The sequence below is a fragment of the Neobacillus cucumis genome (assembly GCF_016908975.1).
GTDB classification, from domain to species: Bacteria; Bacillota; Bacilli; order Bacillales; family Cytobacillaceae; genus Neobacillus; species Neobacillus cucumis.
Genome location: NZ_JAFBEX010000026.1, coordinates 49,180 through 65,690, shown reverse-complemented (window position 1 = coordinate 65,690; position 16,511 = coordinate 49,180). Strand labels below are relative to the sequence as shown.

Annotated in this window: 11 protein-coding genes; 9 read left to right on the top strand and 2 right to left on the bottom strand. The window is 37.6% G+C overall.

Annotated elements, in window-relative coordinates; translation table 11 throughout:
- Positions 1-111 precede the first annotated feature (111 nt).
- Together JOC76_RS24910 and JOC76_RS24905 are read right to left on the bottom strand one after the other, a co-directional pair.
- Complete coding sequence (locus tag JOC76_RS24910) at positions 112-1,044, bottom strand: ROK family protein (protein WP_205181509.1); 933 nt, start codon at positions 1,042-1,044, stop codon at positions 112-114.
- Positions 1,045-1,075: 31 nt separating this feature from the next.
- A complete protein-coding gene (locus JOC76_RS24905) occupies positions 1,076-3,310 on the bottom strand; it encodes an alpha-galactosidase (protein WP_205181507.1) in 2,235 nt (744 codons plus the stop codon).
- Positions 3,311-3,932: 622 nt separating this feature from the next.
- On the opposite strand from JOC76_RS24905, the gene JOC76_RS24900 reads away from it, so the two are divergent.
- From JOC76_RS24900 to JOC76_RS24860, 9 genes are all read left to right on the top strand, one after another.
- Positions 3,933-4,817: a carbohydrate ABC transporter permease gene (locus JOC76_RS24900; protein WP_239557956.1), complete on the top strand. Its 885-nt coding sequence runs from the start codon at positions 3,933-3,935 to the stop codon at positions 4,815-4,817.
- A 20-nt stretch (positions 4,818-4,837) separates the two neighbouring features.
- Positions 4,838-5,722 carry a carbohydrate ABC transporter permease gene (locus JOC76_RS24895; RefSeq protein WP_205181505.1) on the top strand — a complete coding sequence of 295 codons (885 nt, stop codon included), beginning with the start codon at positions 4,838-4,840 and terminating at the stop codon, positions 5,720-5,722.
- A 99-nt stretch (positions 5,723-5,821) separates the two neighbouring features.
- On the top strand, positions 5,822-7,090 hold the full coding sequence (locus tag JOC76_RS24890; RefSeq protein ID WP_205181503.1) for an ABC transporter substrate-binding protein: 1,269 nt from the start codon (positions 5,822-5,824) through the stop codon (positions 7,088-7,090).
- 98 nt (positions 7,091-7,188) lie between these two features.
- Positions 7,189-8,328 carry an SGNH/GDSL hydrolase family protein gene (locus tag JOC76_RS24885; protein ID WP_205181501.1) on the top strand — a complete coding sequence of 380 codons (1,140 nt, stop codon included), beginning with the start codon at positions 7,189-7,191 and terminating at the stop codon, positions 8,326-8,328.
- A gap of 104 nt (positions 8,329-8,432) precedes the next feature.
- A complete protein-coding gene (locus JOC76_RS24880; RefSeq protein WP_205181499.1) occupies positions 8,433-10,196 on the top strand; it encodes an ABC transporter ATP-binding protein in 1,764 nt (587 codons plus the stop codon).
- On the top strand, positions 10,186-11,964 hold the full coding sequence (locus tag JOC76_RS24875; RefSeq protein ID WP_205181498.1) for an ABC transporter ATP-binding protein: 1,779 nt from the start codon (positions 10,186-10,188) through the stop codon (positions 11,962-11,964). The genes JOC76_RS24880 and JOC76_RS24875 overlap by 11 nt, the downstream gene beginning before the upstream one ends.
- 146 nt (positions 11,965-12,110) lie before the next feature.
- Complete coding sequence (locus JOC76_RS24870; protein ID WP_205181496.1) at positions 12,111-13,085, top strand: aldo/keto reductase family protein; 975 nt, start codon at positions 12,111-12,113, stop codon at positions 13,083-13,085.
- 275 nt (positions 13,086-13,360) lie between these two features.
- On the top strand, positions 13,361-14,752 hold the full coding sequence (locus JOC76_RS24865; RefSeq protein ID WP_205181494.1) for a glycoside hydrolase family 1 protein: 1,392 nt from the start codon (positions 13,361-13,363) through the stop codon (positions 14,750-14,752).
- 177 nt (positions 14,753-14,929) lie between these two features.
- On the top strand, positions 14,930-16,183 hold the full coding sequence (locus JOC76_RS24860) for a sugar efflux transporter (protein WP_205181493.1): 1,254 nt from the start codon (positions 14,930-14,932) through the stop codon (positions 16,181-16,183).
- Positions 16,184-16,511: the final 328 nt, after the last annotated feature.

The following is a 16,511-nucleotide window of genomic DNA, read 5'->3' as shown; positions in this document are numbered from 1 at the left end:
GTAAGATCTTGCCCACTTAGATAAGAAAAAAATAAAAAACGTGAAATTGCGGCTGCAATTTCACGTTTTTTATTTATAGATAATTTTTATGTCCCGGCCTCTTCTTTTCCCTTATGAAATGCTAGCCGCCATTTGTTCTTCTTGACGCTGCAAGAAATGAAATAAGGCACCAAGGAGATTGGCATCATTTTTAAAATGACATACTTCAATGACTGGACGTACCTTTGCAATCTCAAGCGATTCTAAGATAAGATCAATTTTTTCATCTATTTTCTCAATCAAATCCGTTCGGCTGCTAATCGCACCGCCAATAATGATTTTCTCAGGGTCATAAACATACTGAATATTGTAAATGCCCTGCGCTAAATAAAGATAGAAGTTTTCAATCGCATCTATACAGTCTTGGTCACCAGCTTCGGCTGCTTCAAATATCTTTTTGCCATTTAATTCTGATGGCGCCACTCCTTTGACTCTAGCCACTTCTTTCACTAACGCACCTGTTGCAGCTAAATGGCTCCAAGTGCGAAAGGCATACCCACCGTTTTGATTTTGAACGTTTAAAATCATATAGCCAATTTCTCCGCCATGTAAATGGGCACCTTTGTGGATTTTTCGATCCTTTATGACTGCTCCGCCAATTCCTGTGCCAATGATCGTAAACATCACGTTCTGATTATCTTTTGCAGCACCTTTCCAAACTTCACCTAGTGCAGCGCTGTTCGCATCATTTTCAATCTCCACTGGCAAGCCAGTAGCTTCTCTAAAAATTTGCTTGAAATTGGGTCCGTGTATACAAGGCAAAGCACTAGCACCGCCTATAATTCCTGTATCACTGTCAACTCCGCCGGGACAGCTGAAGGCAATCCCTGCAACCTGATATTTTTCTTTATTTTCCAATGTAACAGACACAATGTCATATTGTAATTTGTCAAAATCATGCTGTGTGGATGGAAAATCGCCTTTCTTTAGGAATTCCCCGTTTTCATTAATGACTGCATATTTCGTGTTTGTTCCGCCCACATCAAATACCATGTAGTTTTTCATGAATGTCTCTCCTTTTTCGACTGTTGTTAGTTTATTCATGGACCTCTTTTAGCAGAAAAATGGTAGAAGAAAAATCACCTGCTTTTTCCCTGCTCCAGTATTCTCCAGCGCGATCGGTATAATCGTCAGCCAGGATGATTCCTATATTCATAAGTTCATCGCCGTAGTGAGTAGTTTCTTTTCCTTCAATTTTATATAGTTTATCTGGGTCCAGCCCTTTTAATGGAAGGCGATAGTATTTATCATTCGGTTTTGCTAGCACTTTGTAAAGTCCAACGATGGCTTCTTTTTGATCATCAGATACAACCATCCAAGAAACCTCGTTTGATTCAAATGGATTTAATAAGCGGTAAAATTGTCCATTTCGAATAAGCTGTCGTTTTTCTTTGAAAAATGAAGTTTTTTCCTTTACTTTCTCTTTTTCTTTCTCACTTAATTTCGTAATGTCTAGTTCGTATCCGAAGGTTCCAAAGTAAGCAACATGAGCTCTTGTATCGATTGGGGTGATTCGCCCAACTTGATGGTTGGGAATAGCAGAAACATGGCTTCCGATCGAGCTTAATGGATAAACCATGGAGGTTCCGTATTGGATCTTTAATCTTTCAACTGCGTCTGTATCATCACTTGCCCATGCTTGCGGTGCATAGTAAAGTAAGCCGGGATCTAAGCGGGCACCTCCACCAGCACATGACTCAAAGAGTATTTCAGGATATTTCTCTATTAATCTTTCATAAAGCTTGTACACACCTAATATATAGCGATGGGCAAGCTCTCCTTGCTGGTCGATTGCTAAACCCAGGGAATAGGGTTCCGTCATATATCGGTTCATATCCCATTTGATATAAGATATTTTTGACTTTTCTAAGATATGATCCATTGAAGAAAAGATATGATCGACGACTTCTTCGCGAGAAAAGTCTAATATAAATTGATTTCGCCCATGGGAAGGACGGCGGTTTGGTGTTGCAATAATCCAATCCGGGTGTTCTTTAAACAATTTTGTATCTTTACAAACCATTTCCGGCTCGAACCAAAGTCCAAACTTCATCCCCAGAGCCTCGACTTTTTCGGATAATCCTTGGATCCCGTTCGGTAATTTTTCTTTGTTTTCGAACCAGTCACCTAATGAACTCGTATCATCGTGTCTTTCACCAAACCAGCCATCATCGAGGACAAATAATTCAATTCCTAATTCTTTCGCTGTTTTGGCAATCGATAAAATCTTTTCTTCATTAAAGTTAAAATAAGTAGCTTCCCAGTTGTTAATTAGAATTGGACGTTCCTTATCACGCCAAAACCCTCTTGCTAAACGTGTTCGATATAGATCATGATAGGTTTGACTCATTCCGTTTAATCCTTCATTTGAATACACCATCACACATTCTGGTGTTTGAAAGGATTCAGTCGGGTTTAATTTCCATTTAAATTGGAAGGGGTTAATTCCCATCATGACGCGGGTGACACTATAGGTATCAACCTCAACCTGTCCAAAGAAATTTCCGCTATAAACAAGGCTGAAGCCATATACTTCTCCAGTATGTTCGGTCGTATCGAATCTCTTTAAGGCTAAAAAGGGATTATGAGCATGGCTGCTTGCCCCTCTCGCACTATAGATGGATTGAATTCCTTTAGTTAACCTCTGTACCTCAACGTGTGCTTCACGAGCCCATGCCCCGGTAAGATGGAGCATTTCAAATTGATCATCAGGAAAATCCACACTTGTACTCATCGTGTTTGTAAGATAGAAAGCCTCTAGTCCTTCGTTGATAAATTTAGCGTTTCGGCAAATCACATTTCGATTCGTATAGATGGTATAACTTAAAATTAATTTACTGTGTAATACTTCATCAACTAAAGTAATTTCTAATGTTTCAGCTTCTTCGTTATCTTCCACATAAGTTGCCGGCAGGTTACTAATAGAAGGTTTACCAGGAATCATTCGATAGGTTTGATACTGATAATTGGTAATTTGACTGCCAATGTTATTCGTTACCATGTGAGCGGGATAACGGTAATCTGTGGTACCAAAGCTCGGATATTCTTGTTTGATATGCTCAAGTGATGATGTATGATCACCTTCAAACATATTACAGGAAGGACGAACCTCTCGTTCTATTAAATGCTTAAATGAGGTTCGGTGTTTGATTCGTTTGCCATAATACAAATGTTCTAGTTGATTACTCTTCTCTAAGACTCTAAATATGTAACTTACTTGATTGTTAAATAAATGAAACTCCTGTGTTGGTTGGTTCACTTTAATGGTCAATATTTCTCACCTCTTATTTAATAAAATATTATTTGTTAGTTTAAATTGTAACAATTTAATTTATCCAATACAATATATTTCTTTAATTTATAAAGTAATCGTTAAAGTAAAATTATTAATTAGTAACTTTAATGTTTATTTTAATTACCGTTTTCTTATTTAATATAGATTCGGCCAAATGTTAGTAGGCATTCATGGGTAAAAGTTAACCAAAGATCGTTAAATATAAGAAAGGATAAATCTAATATAATTAATTTTAAAAGTATAGACATTTAATTAAAAATGAGTATATAATAAAACCATAAAGTTATTTTTAAATTTATTTAAAGTAAAAAAAGTTAATTTTAATTTAAAAATAACTTAAAAAGTAATTGCATAAAGGTAAAAATGGAGTTAATATAAAATAAAAGCTAGAAAGGTTTTAAAGTAAAATTACTCTTTTATTTTTATACTCTATTAAGTTGCTAATAGCTCTTTTTCTATTACAACCATAATGAAAACCTACTAATTTTATAGAGGAGGAATAACTGATTTTTTATCAAAAATGAAAAGGGTTACATATTTAATGTTTTACTGTTGTTTTTTGAAAAACAGGGGAAACCCAGGAAAGCGGGGGAGGAAGATGAACAAATCAAAAACATTCCTATTCTATATGTTCATATTACCGTGGTTAATTGGCTTTTTTGTTTTTACTGCTGGTCCAATGCTCTACTCTTTATACATGTCCTTCACTGATTATTCAGGACTTGGAACAGCTAATTGGGTAGGAATCGAAAACTATAAGAAGATCTTTACAGAAGACCCTTTATTTTGGCAATCCTTATGGAATACGTTATTTTATACCGTTATTGGTGTACCGCTTGGATTGGTCGTTGGCTATTTGCTAGCCGTATTATTAAATACAAAGGTGAAATTTATGGGTGTTTTTAGAACCATCTTTTACCTGCCATCCTTGGTACCAACCGTGGCTAGTTCCCTTTTGTGGATTTTAATTTTCCAGCCGGATTTCGGTATTGCAAATGCGATTCTATCATTTTTCCATTTGCCAACTTCAAACTGGTTATTAAGTGAATCGATGGTAAAACCATCTTTAATTATTATGAGTCTCTGGGGTGCTGGCGGCGGCATGGTTATTTACTTGGCTGGTTTACAAAGTGTACCGGTAACCCTATATGAAGCTGCCGAATTAGATGGTGCAGGGAAACTTAGAAAGTTCTGGAATGTCACAGTCCCAATGACTTCAAACGTTATCTTCTTTAATTTAATTATGGGCCTTATCGGTTCTTTTCAGGTATTCACCCAAGCATATGTTGTCAGCAGCGGGAATGGCGGGCCTAACTATAAATCTCTATTCTATGTATTTTATCTCTATCAAGATGCCTTTAAATTCTTTAAGATGGGTTATGCTTCGGCACTTGCATGGATTTTATTCATCATTATCTTAATCTTCACGGTTATTCAATTTAAAGTGTTTGGTAAGAAAGTTTATTACGAATTCGATGAGTAATGGAGGAGGGAGGAATAAGGATGCAACTTGCTGAAGCAAAAGTAAAACCTAACGTAAAATTAAAAGAGCGAAGTATTCGAAAAGGAAGAATCATTGAAAGGATTGTCACTTATGCTCTGTTAATTGGTTTATCGATTGTATTTATCTTTCCGTTTTTATGGTTACTCGGAACATCGCTAAAGCCAGAGAGTGAAGCGTTAAGTTTCCCGCCAACGATTATACCGAAAACTTGGAAGTTCTCAAACTATCATGATGTTTTTACAATGGTTAATTTCGGAAAGTATTATTGGAATTCCATCGTGGTTACCCTATTAACCGTTCTCGGAACTGTCCTTTCTTCTACGATCGTAGCCTATGGGTTTGCGCGTATTAAGGCAAAAGGCAGGAATGCATGGTTTGTATTACTACTTGCCACGATGATGCTGCCACCGCAAGTAACGATGATTCCAGTTTATATGATTTTCTCTAAACTTGGATGGGTGAACACATTCTTACCGTTAATTGTTCCAGCTTTTTTTGGAAACGCATACTTCATCTTTATGCTCCGTCAGTTCTTTAAAACCATACCGAAAGAACTTGAGGAATCTGCCTTTTTAGATGGCTGCGGAACGTTTGGCATCTTTTGGAGAATTATTTTGCCATTATCCGTTCCGGCTGTTATAACGGTTGCTTTACTAAGCTTTATGTGGACCTGGAATGATTTCCTCGGACCATTGGTTTATCTAAATGATGATTCTATGTATACGCTCGCTTTAGGAATTTTACAATTTAAAGGCGCCTTAATCATATCATGGGGACCGATGATGGCCGCGAGTGTACTGATTATTTTACCTTTAATTATCCTATTCTTTGTGGGTCAAAAATACTTTATTCAAGGTATTGCTACTACAGGTGGTAAGGGCTAAACGATATTCTTAAAGGTTTTACCTAGGGTAAATGAAATAGCACCATCTCATTTATCCTGTCATTTATATTTTAATTTTACCTAGGGGGTAACAAACACAATGAGCAAGAAAAAAGGATTAGGTATTTTATTATCTCTTGTTTTTGTACTATCTGTGTTTTTAACTGGATGTTCAGGTTCCAAATCTGAATCCGCAAGTGGTAATTCCAAAGATGTAACCCTTCGAATTTTAACATGGAACAATAACCCTGAAGGAACAAAGCTTGAAGGTCAAATCTTCAAAGAGTTTGAAAAAGAAAACCCAGGAATTAAGGTAGATCCAGTTTTTGCACCATATGATAAGTATAATGATAAATTCTTAACCATGTCTGCCGGCGGAGATCAGCCTGACTTAGTTTGGTTACAGCCTTCTGCTATGGGTCAATTTGTTTCTAAAGGTGTTTTAATGGATTTATCTGACAAAAAGATTAATAAAGACGAGTATATGCCTAACGTTCTTAAATTAGGACAAGTAGATGGAAAACAATACGCGTTAATTCGTGATGCCTCTACAACGATGATTGGATATAACAAAGACATGTTTGATGCAGCAGGTGTACCATATCCAAAAGATAATTGGACTTGGGATGATTTCCTAGATGCTGCAAAGAAGTTAACGAAAGTGGAAAATGGCAAAACCGTTCAATTCGGTATTGAAAACTTCTATTTAGATCAATTATTAACCTCGAATGGCGGCGGTCTAGTAAGCCAAGATGGTAAAAAAGTTATTATCGATTCACCTGAATCAATTGAAGCCGTTAAGTTCGCCCGTGATTTAATTAACAAGTATCATGTCCAGCCAACAACTGCTCAATCACAAGGTATGACCAACCTATTCATGACTGGTAAAGCTGCGATGAAGATGACAGGTCCATGGGATTGGGCAGATTATGCGAAAAACGTGAAATTTAAGTGGGATATTGTACCGGTTCCAGCAGGTAAAGCAGGTAACATTTCCGCTGCTGCCTACCTTCCTATCGGTATCGGTAAGAGTACGAAGCATCCAGAAGAAGCTTATAAATTATTACAATTCTTAACAACAGGTAAGGGTCAAGATATCCAAGCTAAGATTATCTCAGCCGTTCCAGCAGTAAAACGAGATGCAGACCAGATTACGACAATGGCTAATGCTCCAGAAAATGCAAAGTCATTATCAACTTTATTACAAGATGGAAAAACGGTTATGAACGCACCGTACATTCCTCAATATGCTGAGATTTATACGAAGCTAACACCAGTAACTGACAATATTAATCTTAAAAACTTAGATCCTGCTAAAGAATTAAAGAAATTTGCTGATCAAATTCGTAAGGATTATAACTTGAAATAATAAATAGAGGGTACTTGTTTAAGTCTAAAACAAGTACCCTTTTCCCTGAAGGTGAAATAGAAGGATGCAGCGATGGAATAATAATGGAGGAAAGCGTAATGGATACACATAAATGGGTGGGTTCTTGGAGTGTTAGCCCTGTTGACTTTACTGATGCACCGCTTTACTTGGACAAACAAACGATTAGAGCCAAAATAAGACTTTCAATAGGTGGAACAAAAATAAGGTTAAAATTCTCAAATCGATTTGGTCATCAACCAGTATTTCTATCAGGGGTCACGGTTGCCCTGTCTGAGAATGATAGTGATATTATAGAGGGCACAAATCGTATGGTTACGTTTAATGGGAAAGCTTCAACTATAATCCAGGCTGAACAGGAAGTGGTTTGGAGTGATGAAATAGAGTTAGAAACAGCAAATTTAAGCTTTATTTCTATTAGCCTCTTTTTTTCAGAAGAAACTTCGATTACAACCGCTTATCTAGGAAACAGTGAGTGCTATTTCTCTGTAGGAGGGGATTATGTAAATTCAAATATCTTTCCGATCGATCAGATAAGAAGGGAAAAGGGCATTCAATCGGCATTACCGTTATTAACAGGTATAGATGTTTTAACAAGTGAGGAATACTCCGCTGTTGTCACATTTGGTGATTCCATTACCGCAATGGATTGGCCGGACTACCTTGCAGAACGATTCTTAAAAGAAGGAAAGAATATGGGAGTACTACGGCAGGCGATTGGCGGAAACAAGGTATTAAATGATAGCCCTGCTACTTTCCATTATGGTTCGTCTGGAATCCAACGATTTCAGAGAGATGTCCTGCTGCAAACAGGTGTTAAATATATTGTTGTTTTGCATGGTGTAAATGACATTATTCATTCTTGCGGATCACATCCTATTTCAAAGCCGGTTCAAGCCGAAGAAATCATCAAAGGATTACAAAGCTACGCAGAATGGGCTCATGAAAAAAAGATGAAGATATATGGTGCCACCATTATGCCGTTTGATGGCTATAACGGGATTACTTCACATGAGGAAGAAAAACGACAGGCAGTCAACCATTGGATTAGAACGTCCGGAAAATTTGATGGGGTGATCGATTTTGATGAGGCAGTACAAAATCCTAAAAAAACGAGAGAACTTTTACCGGCCTATGATTCAGGTGACCATTTGCATCCAAGTAAACAGGGAGCAAAAGCGATGGCTGATTTTGTGAATCTGGATTTATTTTCAAATTAGTAGATTATTACTCTTTGGATAACTTGAATTCTTTATACCCGATATTTCGAAAATCGAAAAATACGCACCCTAATCTTAGGTGCATAGGAGGGAGGCAGGAGAGTATGCACAGCTTACGTTGGGCTTGGAGCTATATTCGAACCTACCGGACTAGATTAATCATGGGTCTGACCCTAGCATTAGTGGTTTCAGCCTTAAATATGATCAATCCTTATTTGGCTGGCAAGATTGTCGATAAGGTTATTTATGGACATCAAGACAACCTATTATGGAAATTCCTAATCGTGATGATTGGCTTCACATTTATTAGGACAGTTGTTCGTTACGGATATCAAATGATGTTTGAAAAATTAGCCCAAAATGTCATTTATAAGATGAGAAAAGATTTATATGATCAGCTCCATCGCTTAGACTTCAGTTTTTATGACCAAACAAAAACAGGAGATCTCATGGCTCGAATGACTGGTGACCTTGAGGCTGTTCGTCATTTTACTGCTTGGTCCATCTATATGATATTTGAGAATGCCATGCTTTTAGTTTTTGGACTTGGATTTATGTTTTATATCCATCCCCCATTGGCGTTAGCTTTATTAGCAGTAGCTCCCTTTATTGGTTTTTTTGCTTATCGATTAACCTTTGCGGTTCGCCCGACATTTACAGAAATTAGAAATCAGTTTGCTAGGTTAAACTCAGTTGTACAGGAAAATATCTCGGGTAATCGGGTCGTAAAAGCATTCGCAAAGGAAGATTATGAAATTGAAAAGCTTAATGTTGAAAATGAAGCCTTTAAGGAAAAAAATTTACTATCAGCGAGAGTTTGGGAAAAATATTTGCCCATTCTGGATTCACTGGCAGGTTTTTTAACAGTGGTTATGATCCTTATTGGCGGAATCATGGTTATTAAAGGTTCCTTAACATTTGGGGAGTTAGTTACCTTTAACTCTTTAATTTGGACTTTAAGTAATCCGATGCGCATGGCTGGCTGGTTAATTAATGATGTGCAGCGCTTTATTGCTTCAGCGGAAAAAGTGGAAGATTTACTGAAGACAAAATCGAATATTACCAATAACGGCAAAACTGTGAAGTTAGAAGAATTCAAAGGTGTGGTTGAGTTTGAGCGTGTCCACTTTAGTTACGGTGATAAACCCGTTCTTAAGGATATCAGTTTTAAAGCAAAACCTGGTCAGACAATAGGAATCATTGGTCCAACTGGTGCGGGAAAATCGACCTTAGTCAATCTGCTTAGCCGATTCTATGATGCGACCCATGGAGAAGTTAAAATCGATGGTGTCAATGTAAAGGAGTGGGATCTTTATAAGTTGCGACAAGAGATGGCTATGGTGATGCAGGATATTTTTCTGTTTTCCGATACGATTGAGGGAAATATCGCCTATGGAAATCCCAATGCCACGCTTGGGTTAGTACAGGCAGCTGCTAAAATGGCTGAGGCTCATCATTTTATTTTGGAACTTCAAGATGGATATGACACAATCGTGGGTGAGCGTGGGGTCGGACTTTCCGGTGGTCAAAGACAGCGGATTGCATTGGCCCGCGCCATTTTAAAGAATCCTTCGATCTTAATTCTTGATGATACAACATCGAGTGTCGATATGGAAACAGAGTTAAAGATTCAAAACACGTTAAAATCGACTCAACAAAATAAAACCTGTTTTATTATTGCCCATCGGATTTCGTCTGTAAAAGAAGCTGACTTCATTTTAGTAATGGATCATGGCAGGATTATTGAAAAAGGAAAACACGAGGAGCTGCTAAAGAAAAAAGGTTATTATTTTACCGTGTATCAAAATCAATTTGGAAACTTTGATCAAAAGCTCCTTGGTCAGGATGTGATATTAGTTGGCGCGTAATAAATTTAATGTAGACGAAGAGCTTGAAACTCCCTTTAGTTTTTTGCATTTAAAGAGGTTGTTTGGCTATTTGAAGCCATATAAGCAAAAAATCGTACTAACCGTCCTGATAATGCTTGTGGCCAGTGGGGCAAATCTGCTTGGTCCCTACTTAATAAAGCAAGCCATTGATCAAGAAATCCCAAATAAGAATGTTACAGGTCTTCTAATTCTTGCAGGAATTTACCTATTGGCATTGGTACTAACGGGAATATGTATGAAATATCGGATTAGAATGATGTCTGAAATCGGACAAAGTGTCATCCAAAAATTGAGAGAAGATCTATTTGTCCATTTACAAAAGCTTTCCTTCTCCTTTTTTGATAACAGACCACACGGGAAAATCTTAGTTCGTGTCGTCAATTATGTGAATTCCTTAAGTGATTTACTTTCGAATGGGTTGATTAATCTAGTTACCGACCTATTTAGCTTAATTGTCATTTTGGGGTTTATGCTATCGATTGATATGAAGCTTACGCTCTATACGATGGCGGGTTTTCCCATCTTGGCAGTGGTTATTTTCCTGATAAAAAATGCGCAGCGTAAGGCATGGCAAGACTTAAGTAATAAGCAGTCCAATATGAATGCCTATATTCATGAAAGTATTAATGGAATGAAAGTAACGCAAGCCTTTACCCGGGAAGAAGAAAATAAAAGAATATTTGAAGAGGTTTCAGATGGGTATCGAAAATCTTGGATGAAAGCGGTATATATTCAATTCTTACTTTGGCCTTCGATTGAGAACATTTCTGTCCTCACTGTTTCGTTGATTTATGTGATAGGAATTGCTTCAATCGGTCATGGAGTTTCCGTAGGTGCACTAGTTGCGTTCGTTGGTTATATTTGGATGTTTTGGACCCCTCTTGCAAATATTGGGAACTTCTACAATGCGATCATTAATGCGATGGCTTATTTAGAGCGGATCTTTGAAATGATGGATGAAAAGCCAACCATAATCGATCATCCACAAGCCGTTGAACTTGGTACCATAAAAGGAAAAGTAGAGTTTAACCATGTTGTGTTTGGATATGAAGAAGAACGAATTCTGGATAACATTAATATAAAAGTAAATCCAGGTGATACCATTGCACTTGTTGGTGCTACAGGTTCAGGAAAGACGACCATCGTTAGTTTAATCAGTCGTTTTTATAATCTGAAAAGCGGTGAAATTAAAGTGGATGATGTTGATATTGCAACTGTAACGCTTCCATCTCTTCGGAAACAAATGGGGGTAATGCTGCAGGATCCTTTTATTTTTTCAGGTACGATCATGGACAATATCCGTTACGGCCGCCTTGATGCAACGGATGAAGAAGTGATCAAGGCTGCGAAGGCTGTTCAAGCTCATCCATTTATTATCTACTTAAAAGATGGCTATCTAACAGAAGTAAATGAAAGGGGAACGAGGCTCTCTACTGGTCAAAGACAGCTCATTTCCTTCGCAAGGGCGTTATTAGCGGATCCGAAAATCCTTATTTTAGATGAGGCGACATCATCGATTGATACAGAAACGGAACTTGCACTGCAAAGAGGTTTGGAAACCTTATTAGCAGGCCGAACTTCTTTTATCATTGCCCATAGATTGTCGACGATTCAATCGGCGACAAAGATCTTATTTATTGATAAAGGAAAAATTCTTGAAGAGGGTACACATGAGGAGTTGTTAAACAAAAAGGGATTTTACTGGAGGTTGCAAAAATCTCAACATATCTCATTGGGAGTAGGTTGATTTAATTTATTAAAATGTCTATACTTTTTATATAAAATAGATAGACAAATAGAAAATAAGATTTATAATAGGAGTTGTAAACGTTTTACATATATAAGATGAATGTAGTCCTTTTGCTAAAAAAATAAGTCGCTAGGAGGGTTAAAATGAAATATAGAAAGTTAGGAAACTCTGGATTAAAAGTAAGTGAGATTGGTTTAGGAAGCTGGTTAACATATGGAACGGCTGTGGAAAAGGATCAGTCCGCTGCTTGTATCCATAAAGCATATGAGCTGGGAATTAACTTTTTCGATACCGCTAACGCGTATAACAAAGGGGCAGCAGAAGTTGTTCTCGGGGAAGCACTAAAAGAATATTCACGTTCAAGTTATGTCTTGGCTACAAAGGTTTACTTTTCAATGGGAAAAGGACCAAATGATCGGGGACTATCTAGAAAACATATCATTGAACAATGTGATGCCAGCCTAAAGCGTCTTGGTGTTGATTATATCGACTTATATCAATGTCACCGTTATGATACCGAGACTCCTTTAGAGGAAACCTTAAGAGCGCTTGATGATTTAGTATCACAAGGAAAGGTTCTTTACACGGGGGTAAGTGAATGGTCTGCTGCTCAAATAACGGATGCGGTACATATTGCCAAAGAGAAAAACCTAAGACCACTTGTTTCGAATCAGCCTATTTATAACATGCTTGTTCGGTACATTGAAAAAGAAGTATTACCAGTATGTGAACGAGAAGGTCTTGGTCAAGTGGTGTTCTCCCCGTTAGCACAAGGGATTTTAACAGGAAAATACAAGCCGGGTCAGCCAATACCATCTTCAAGCCGTGCTGCAAATGATCGAACCAATTCCGTGATTAACAGTTACTTAAATGATGATGTCCTAAGCCATGTCCAAAAATTAGAGAATATTGCGCAAAATTTAGGGGTTAAACTATCCCAATTAGCGCTAGCTTGGGTCTTAAAACATCCTGGAGTAAGCTCTGCCATTATTGGCGCCAGCCGACCAGAACAAGTAGAAGAAAATGTAAAAGCTTTAGAGATTGAGATTCCACAACCTGTTCTTGATGAAATAGCTTTGGTATTAGCTGAAATTAATGGATTTGTACCTAACTGGTAACATAGGGTATTTAACTATCACCTTGGAAATTGATAGATGAATAAGTTCAGTTAATGATTATTGTTGAATGTGGAACGATGTTGATTGGAGCGGAGGGCGCTCGACTCCTGCGGGAGTACGGGGCAGGGGAGACCCCACAGGCGCTTTCATCGCCGAGGAGGCTCCTCGGCACGCCCGCAGGTTCGCTGAGCGCCTGGAGCGGAAATCAACATCCATGTTTAACAAAGCCAATGATTAAAATATGAAATGATTATATTCTGAGAGGAGTAATAAGTATGGAAAAGCACAATGTAATTTCAGAAGGATTTTTATGGGGGGGAGCTGTAACATCGTTTCAAACAGAAGGTGCTTGGAATGAAGGAGGAAAGGGTCCTTCCATCGTCGATGCACGTCCTGTAAAAGAAGGGCAATCAGATTGGACAACCGCTGTTGATTTTTATCATCGTTACAAGGAAGATATTGCTCTTTTTCAAGAAATGGGCTTTAATGCCTACCGTACAAGCATTTCCTGGTCAAGAATTTTCCCGGATGGTGAAGGGGAAGTAAACGAAGAAGGTCTTCAGTTCTATGATGATCTATTTGATGAAATGTTAGCTAGTGGAATTCAGCCGGTCATTACGCTTTACCATTTTGATTTACCGCTAGCACTTGCTGAAAAATATAATGGTTTTGCTTCAAGAAAGGTCGTCGATTTATTTGACCGCTATGCAAGAACCGTATTTAAGCGTTTTGGTCATAAGGTAAAATACTGGTTAACATTCAATGAACAGAACCTTGTTTTAACAAATCCTCAATTCTGGGGAGTCAAGCTAGATGTTGCCGAAAATGAAGAGGCATTAAGATATCAAGTTACCCATAATGCATTCGTTGCACATGCAAAGGCAGTTAAATCACTTCATGAATTAGTTCCAGGCGGAAAAATGGCGGGAATGGTTACCTATCAAGTTACATACCCGCATACATGCAAGCCTGAAGATGCCATTGCGAATATGAAAGCAAAGGAACTATTAGTAGATTTCTATTTTGATGTTTTCGCGCATGGGGAATATCCATCGTATGTGACAAAAGATCTTCAGAGAAAAGGGATTATGCCTATATTTGAAGAAGGCGATGCTGAATTACTGAAAGAAAATACAGTTGATTATTTAAGCATTAGCTATTATCAGAGTCAAACCGTAAGTGCGGAAAAAGCTGATGGTAAGTGGTTAATTTCAGGTGTGACTCCTAACCCTAACTTAAAGGCAAATGAGTGGGGCTGGGCGATTGATCCAATCGGTTTAAGAGTTTGCTTAAAAGATATGTATGCCCGTTATCGTTTGCCGATCTTTATTACTGAAAACGGCATCGGTGTAAGAGAAGAGTTAAATGAACACAACACGGTTGAAGATGATTACCGGATGGAATACTTAAGTGAGCATATTAAGCAAATGAAATTGGCAATGGAAGAGGGCGTAGAGGTAATTGGGTACCTTACATGGGGATCTACTGACTTGATTAGCTCAGGCGGTCAATTTGAAAAGCGTTATGGTTTCATTTTTGTGAATCGCGGTGAAACAGATATGAGAGATTTAAAAAGATATAAGAAAAAGAGTTTTAACTGGTACAAGCAGGTCATTTCTACAAATGGTCAAGATTTAGAATATAAGCAAAGCGTCTCTCTAAAATAAATATAATGCTGGGTTTTCCAGCAGTCTGAATAAATGGAGATTGGTCCTGATACTAATCTCCATTTTATTGGTTTACCTATTAGTAAGAAAAGAGAAATACCACTGGTTAAAACTGAATATAAATAAGGAATTAGTTTTCTAAACAGCTAGAGTAATAAATGATGGGAATGAAGGAAAATGAAAAAAAATCTGTGGGTGAATGTAAGAGAAAAGAGTTTGTTTGTATGGCGCATCCCTTCTTTTCCAGCCTTATTTTTAATCAATTTTATTTTTGGACTTTCTTCCTCCTTTTTTGCCCCTTTTTCATCTATATTTGGCATTGATGAGGCAGGGATGAGTAATATTGGATTTGGTGTATTTATGACGATTATGGCCATAGGCGGGGTAACGATAAGCAGTTATATTGCCAAACGATCGGATACAAGAACCAGTCGAAAAAAATTAATGATTATTGCTGCAGCGGCTGGTGTCATCGGCTATACTCTGTTCGCATTCTTAAGAAATTATCTTGCCTTATCCTTAACCGGTTTTTTTGTCTTGGGCACAGCAGGAGCAGCGGTTCCACAATTATGGGCATATGCTCGCGATGCCCTTAAACAAGCCAACATACCAGCAGAACAAACACCCTTTATCATGAATATTTTTCGAATGTTTTTTGCACTGTCATGGACCGTGGGTCCGGCACTAGGTTCAGCTCTTCTTATATCAGTTGGGTTTAAAGGATTATTTTTATCGGTCGCTGCAGGTAATTTAATGGCATTACTGACAATTGTTTTTTTATTAAAGGATGTACCAAGAGGGCAGGTATCCATGAAAAAAGCGCCTGCAGTAGGTAAATATGTAAAAAAAGTTCATATTTTTGCCTTTCTTGCGGCAGCTTTTTTATTATCAACAGCTACATCCATCCATATGTTAAACATGCCTCAGTTTGTAACAAAAGTATTACATGGAACGGAGATGGATGTAGGGATCATTTTTAGTGTCCCGCCAATGTTTGAAGTTCCGATGATGATTATTGTCGGGATTCTGGCTACAAAGATGGATAATGCCAAATTAATTTTAATCGGGTTTGCTACCGCGTGTAGTTATTTTCTTTTATTAAACTTTGTAACGGAGCCATGGCAAATTTATCCCCTGCAGGTATTAAGTGCGGCTCAAGTTTCCATAACCGGAGGGATTGCGATTTCTTACTTTCAGGATTTTATTCCTGAAGCACAAGGAACGGCTACAACCCTTTATATGAATACAACTTCAATCGGGTCAACACTAGGTTATTTGTTATTCGGCTTTATTTCACAAGTGACGAATTATGGCAGTTTAATTATCATGTATACCGTTTTGGCAGCCGTAGGCTTACTCTTCCTGGTTTTCTTAGGGAAGGAAAAAGTAAAGAATTCTAAAGCTAGTAAAACGAAGGTACAGAATTTTTAATTAAGTGGATATTAACATTGAAAGGGAGTGAAAAATTATTTTCACTCTTTTCGTTAATTAGTAAATCTTTTTTTATAAAAGGCTGTGTTAAAGGCATTTGTTGATTTTGTTATCAGAACCCTCGCGGTTGACGCAATTGGCAGGCGGGGTCTATGGGGTTAGAATGGTAAAATCACCTATGTAATAAAAATAGGCAAAAGAAGCATTCACCATTTGACGAATGCTTCTATTCTTTTGTGAAGCTAAACTGTTTTATTTGCATTATCGTTTCAGTTTAGTAAAATTTAATGGTATAGGATGTTGTAGGTAGTAGTGAAAGATAAAGGAG

What these genes read in the sequence shown, in the direction of transcription:
- JOC76_RS24880 (WP_205181499.1), top strand. Translation starts at nt 8,433, where the DNA reads ATGCACAGCTTACGTTGGGCTTGGAGCTATATTCGAACCTACCGGACT.
- JOC76_RS24885 (WP_205181501.1), top strand. Translation starts at nt 7,189, where the DNA reads ATGGATACACATAAATGGGTGGGTTCTTGGAGTGTTAGCCCTGTTGAC.
- JOC76_RS24870 (WP_205181496.1), top strand. Translation starts at nt 12,111, where the DNA reads ATGAAATATAGAAAGTTAGGAAACTCTGGATTAAAAGTAAGTGAGATT.
- JOC76_RS24865 (WP_205181494.1), top strand. Translation starts at nt 13,361, where the DNA reads ATGGAAAAGCACAATGTAATTTCAGAAGGATTTTTATGGGGGGGAGCT.
- JOC76_RS24895 (WP_205181505.1), top strand. Translation starts at nt 4,838, where the DNA reads ATGCAACTTGCTGAAGCAAAAGTAAAACCTAACGTAAAATTAAAAGAG.
- JOC76_RS24890 (WP_205181503.1), top strand. Translation starts at nt 5,822, where the DNA reads ATGAGCAAGAAAAAAGGATTAGGTATTTTATTATCTCTTGTTTTTGTA.
- JOC76_RS24900 (WP_239557956.1), top strand. Translation starts at nt 3,933, where the DNA reads ATGAACAAATCAAAAACATTCCTATTCTATATGTTCATATTACCGTGG.
- JOC76_RS24860 (WP_205181493.1), top strand. Translation starts at nt 14,930, where the DNA reads ATGAAAAAAAATCTGTGGGTGAATGTAAGAGAAAAGAGTTTGTTTGTA.
- JOC76_RS24910 (WP_205181509.1), bottom strand. Translation starts at nt 1,044, where the DNA reads ATGAAAAACTACATGGTATTTGATGTGGGCGGAACAAACACGAAATAT.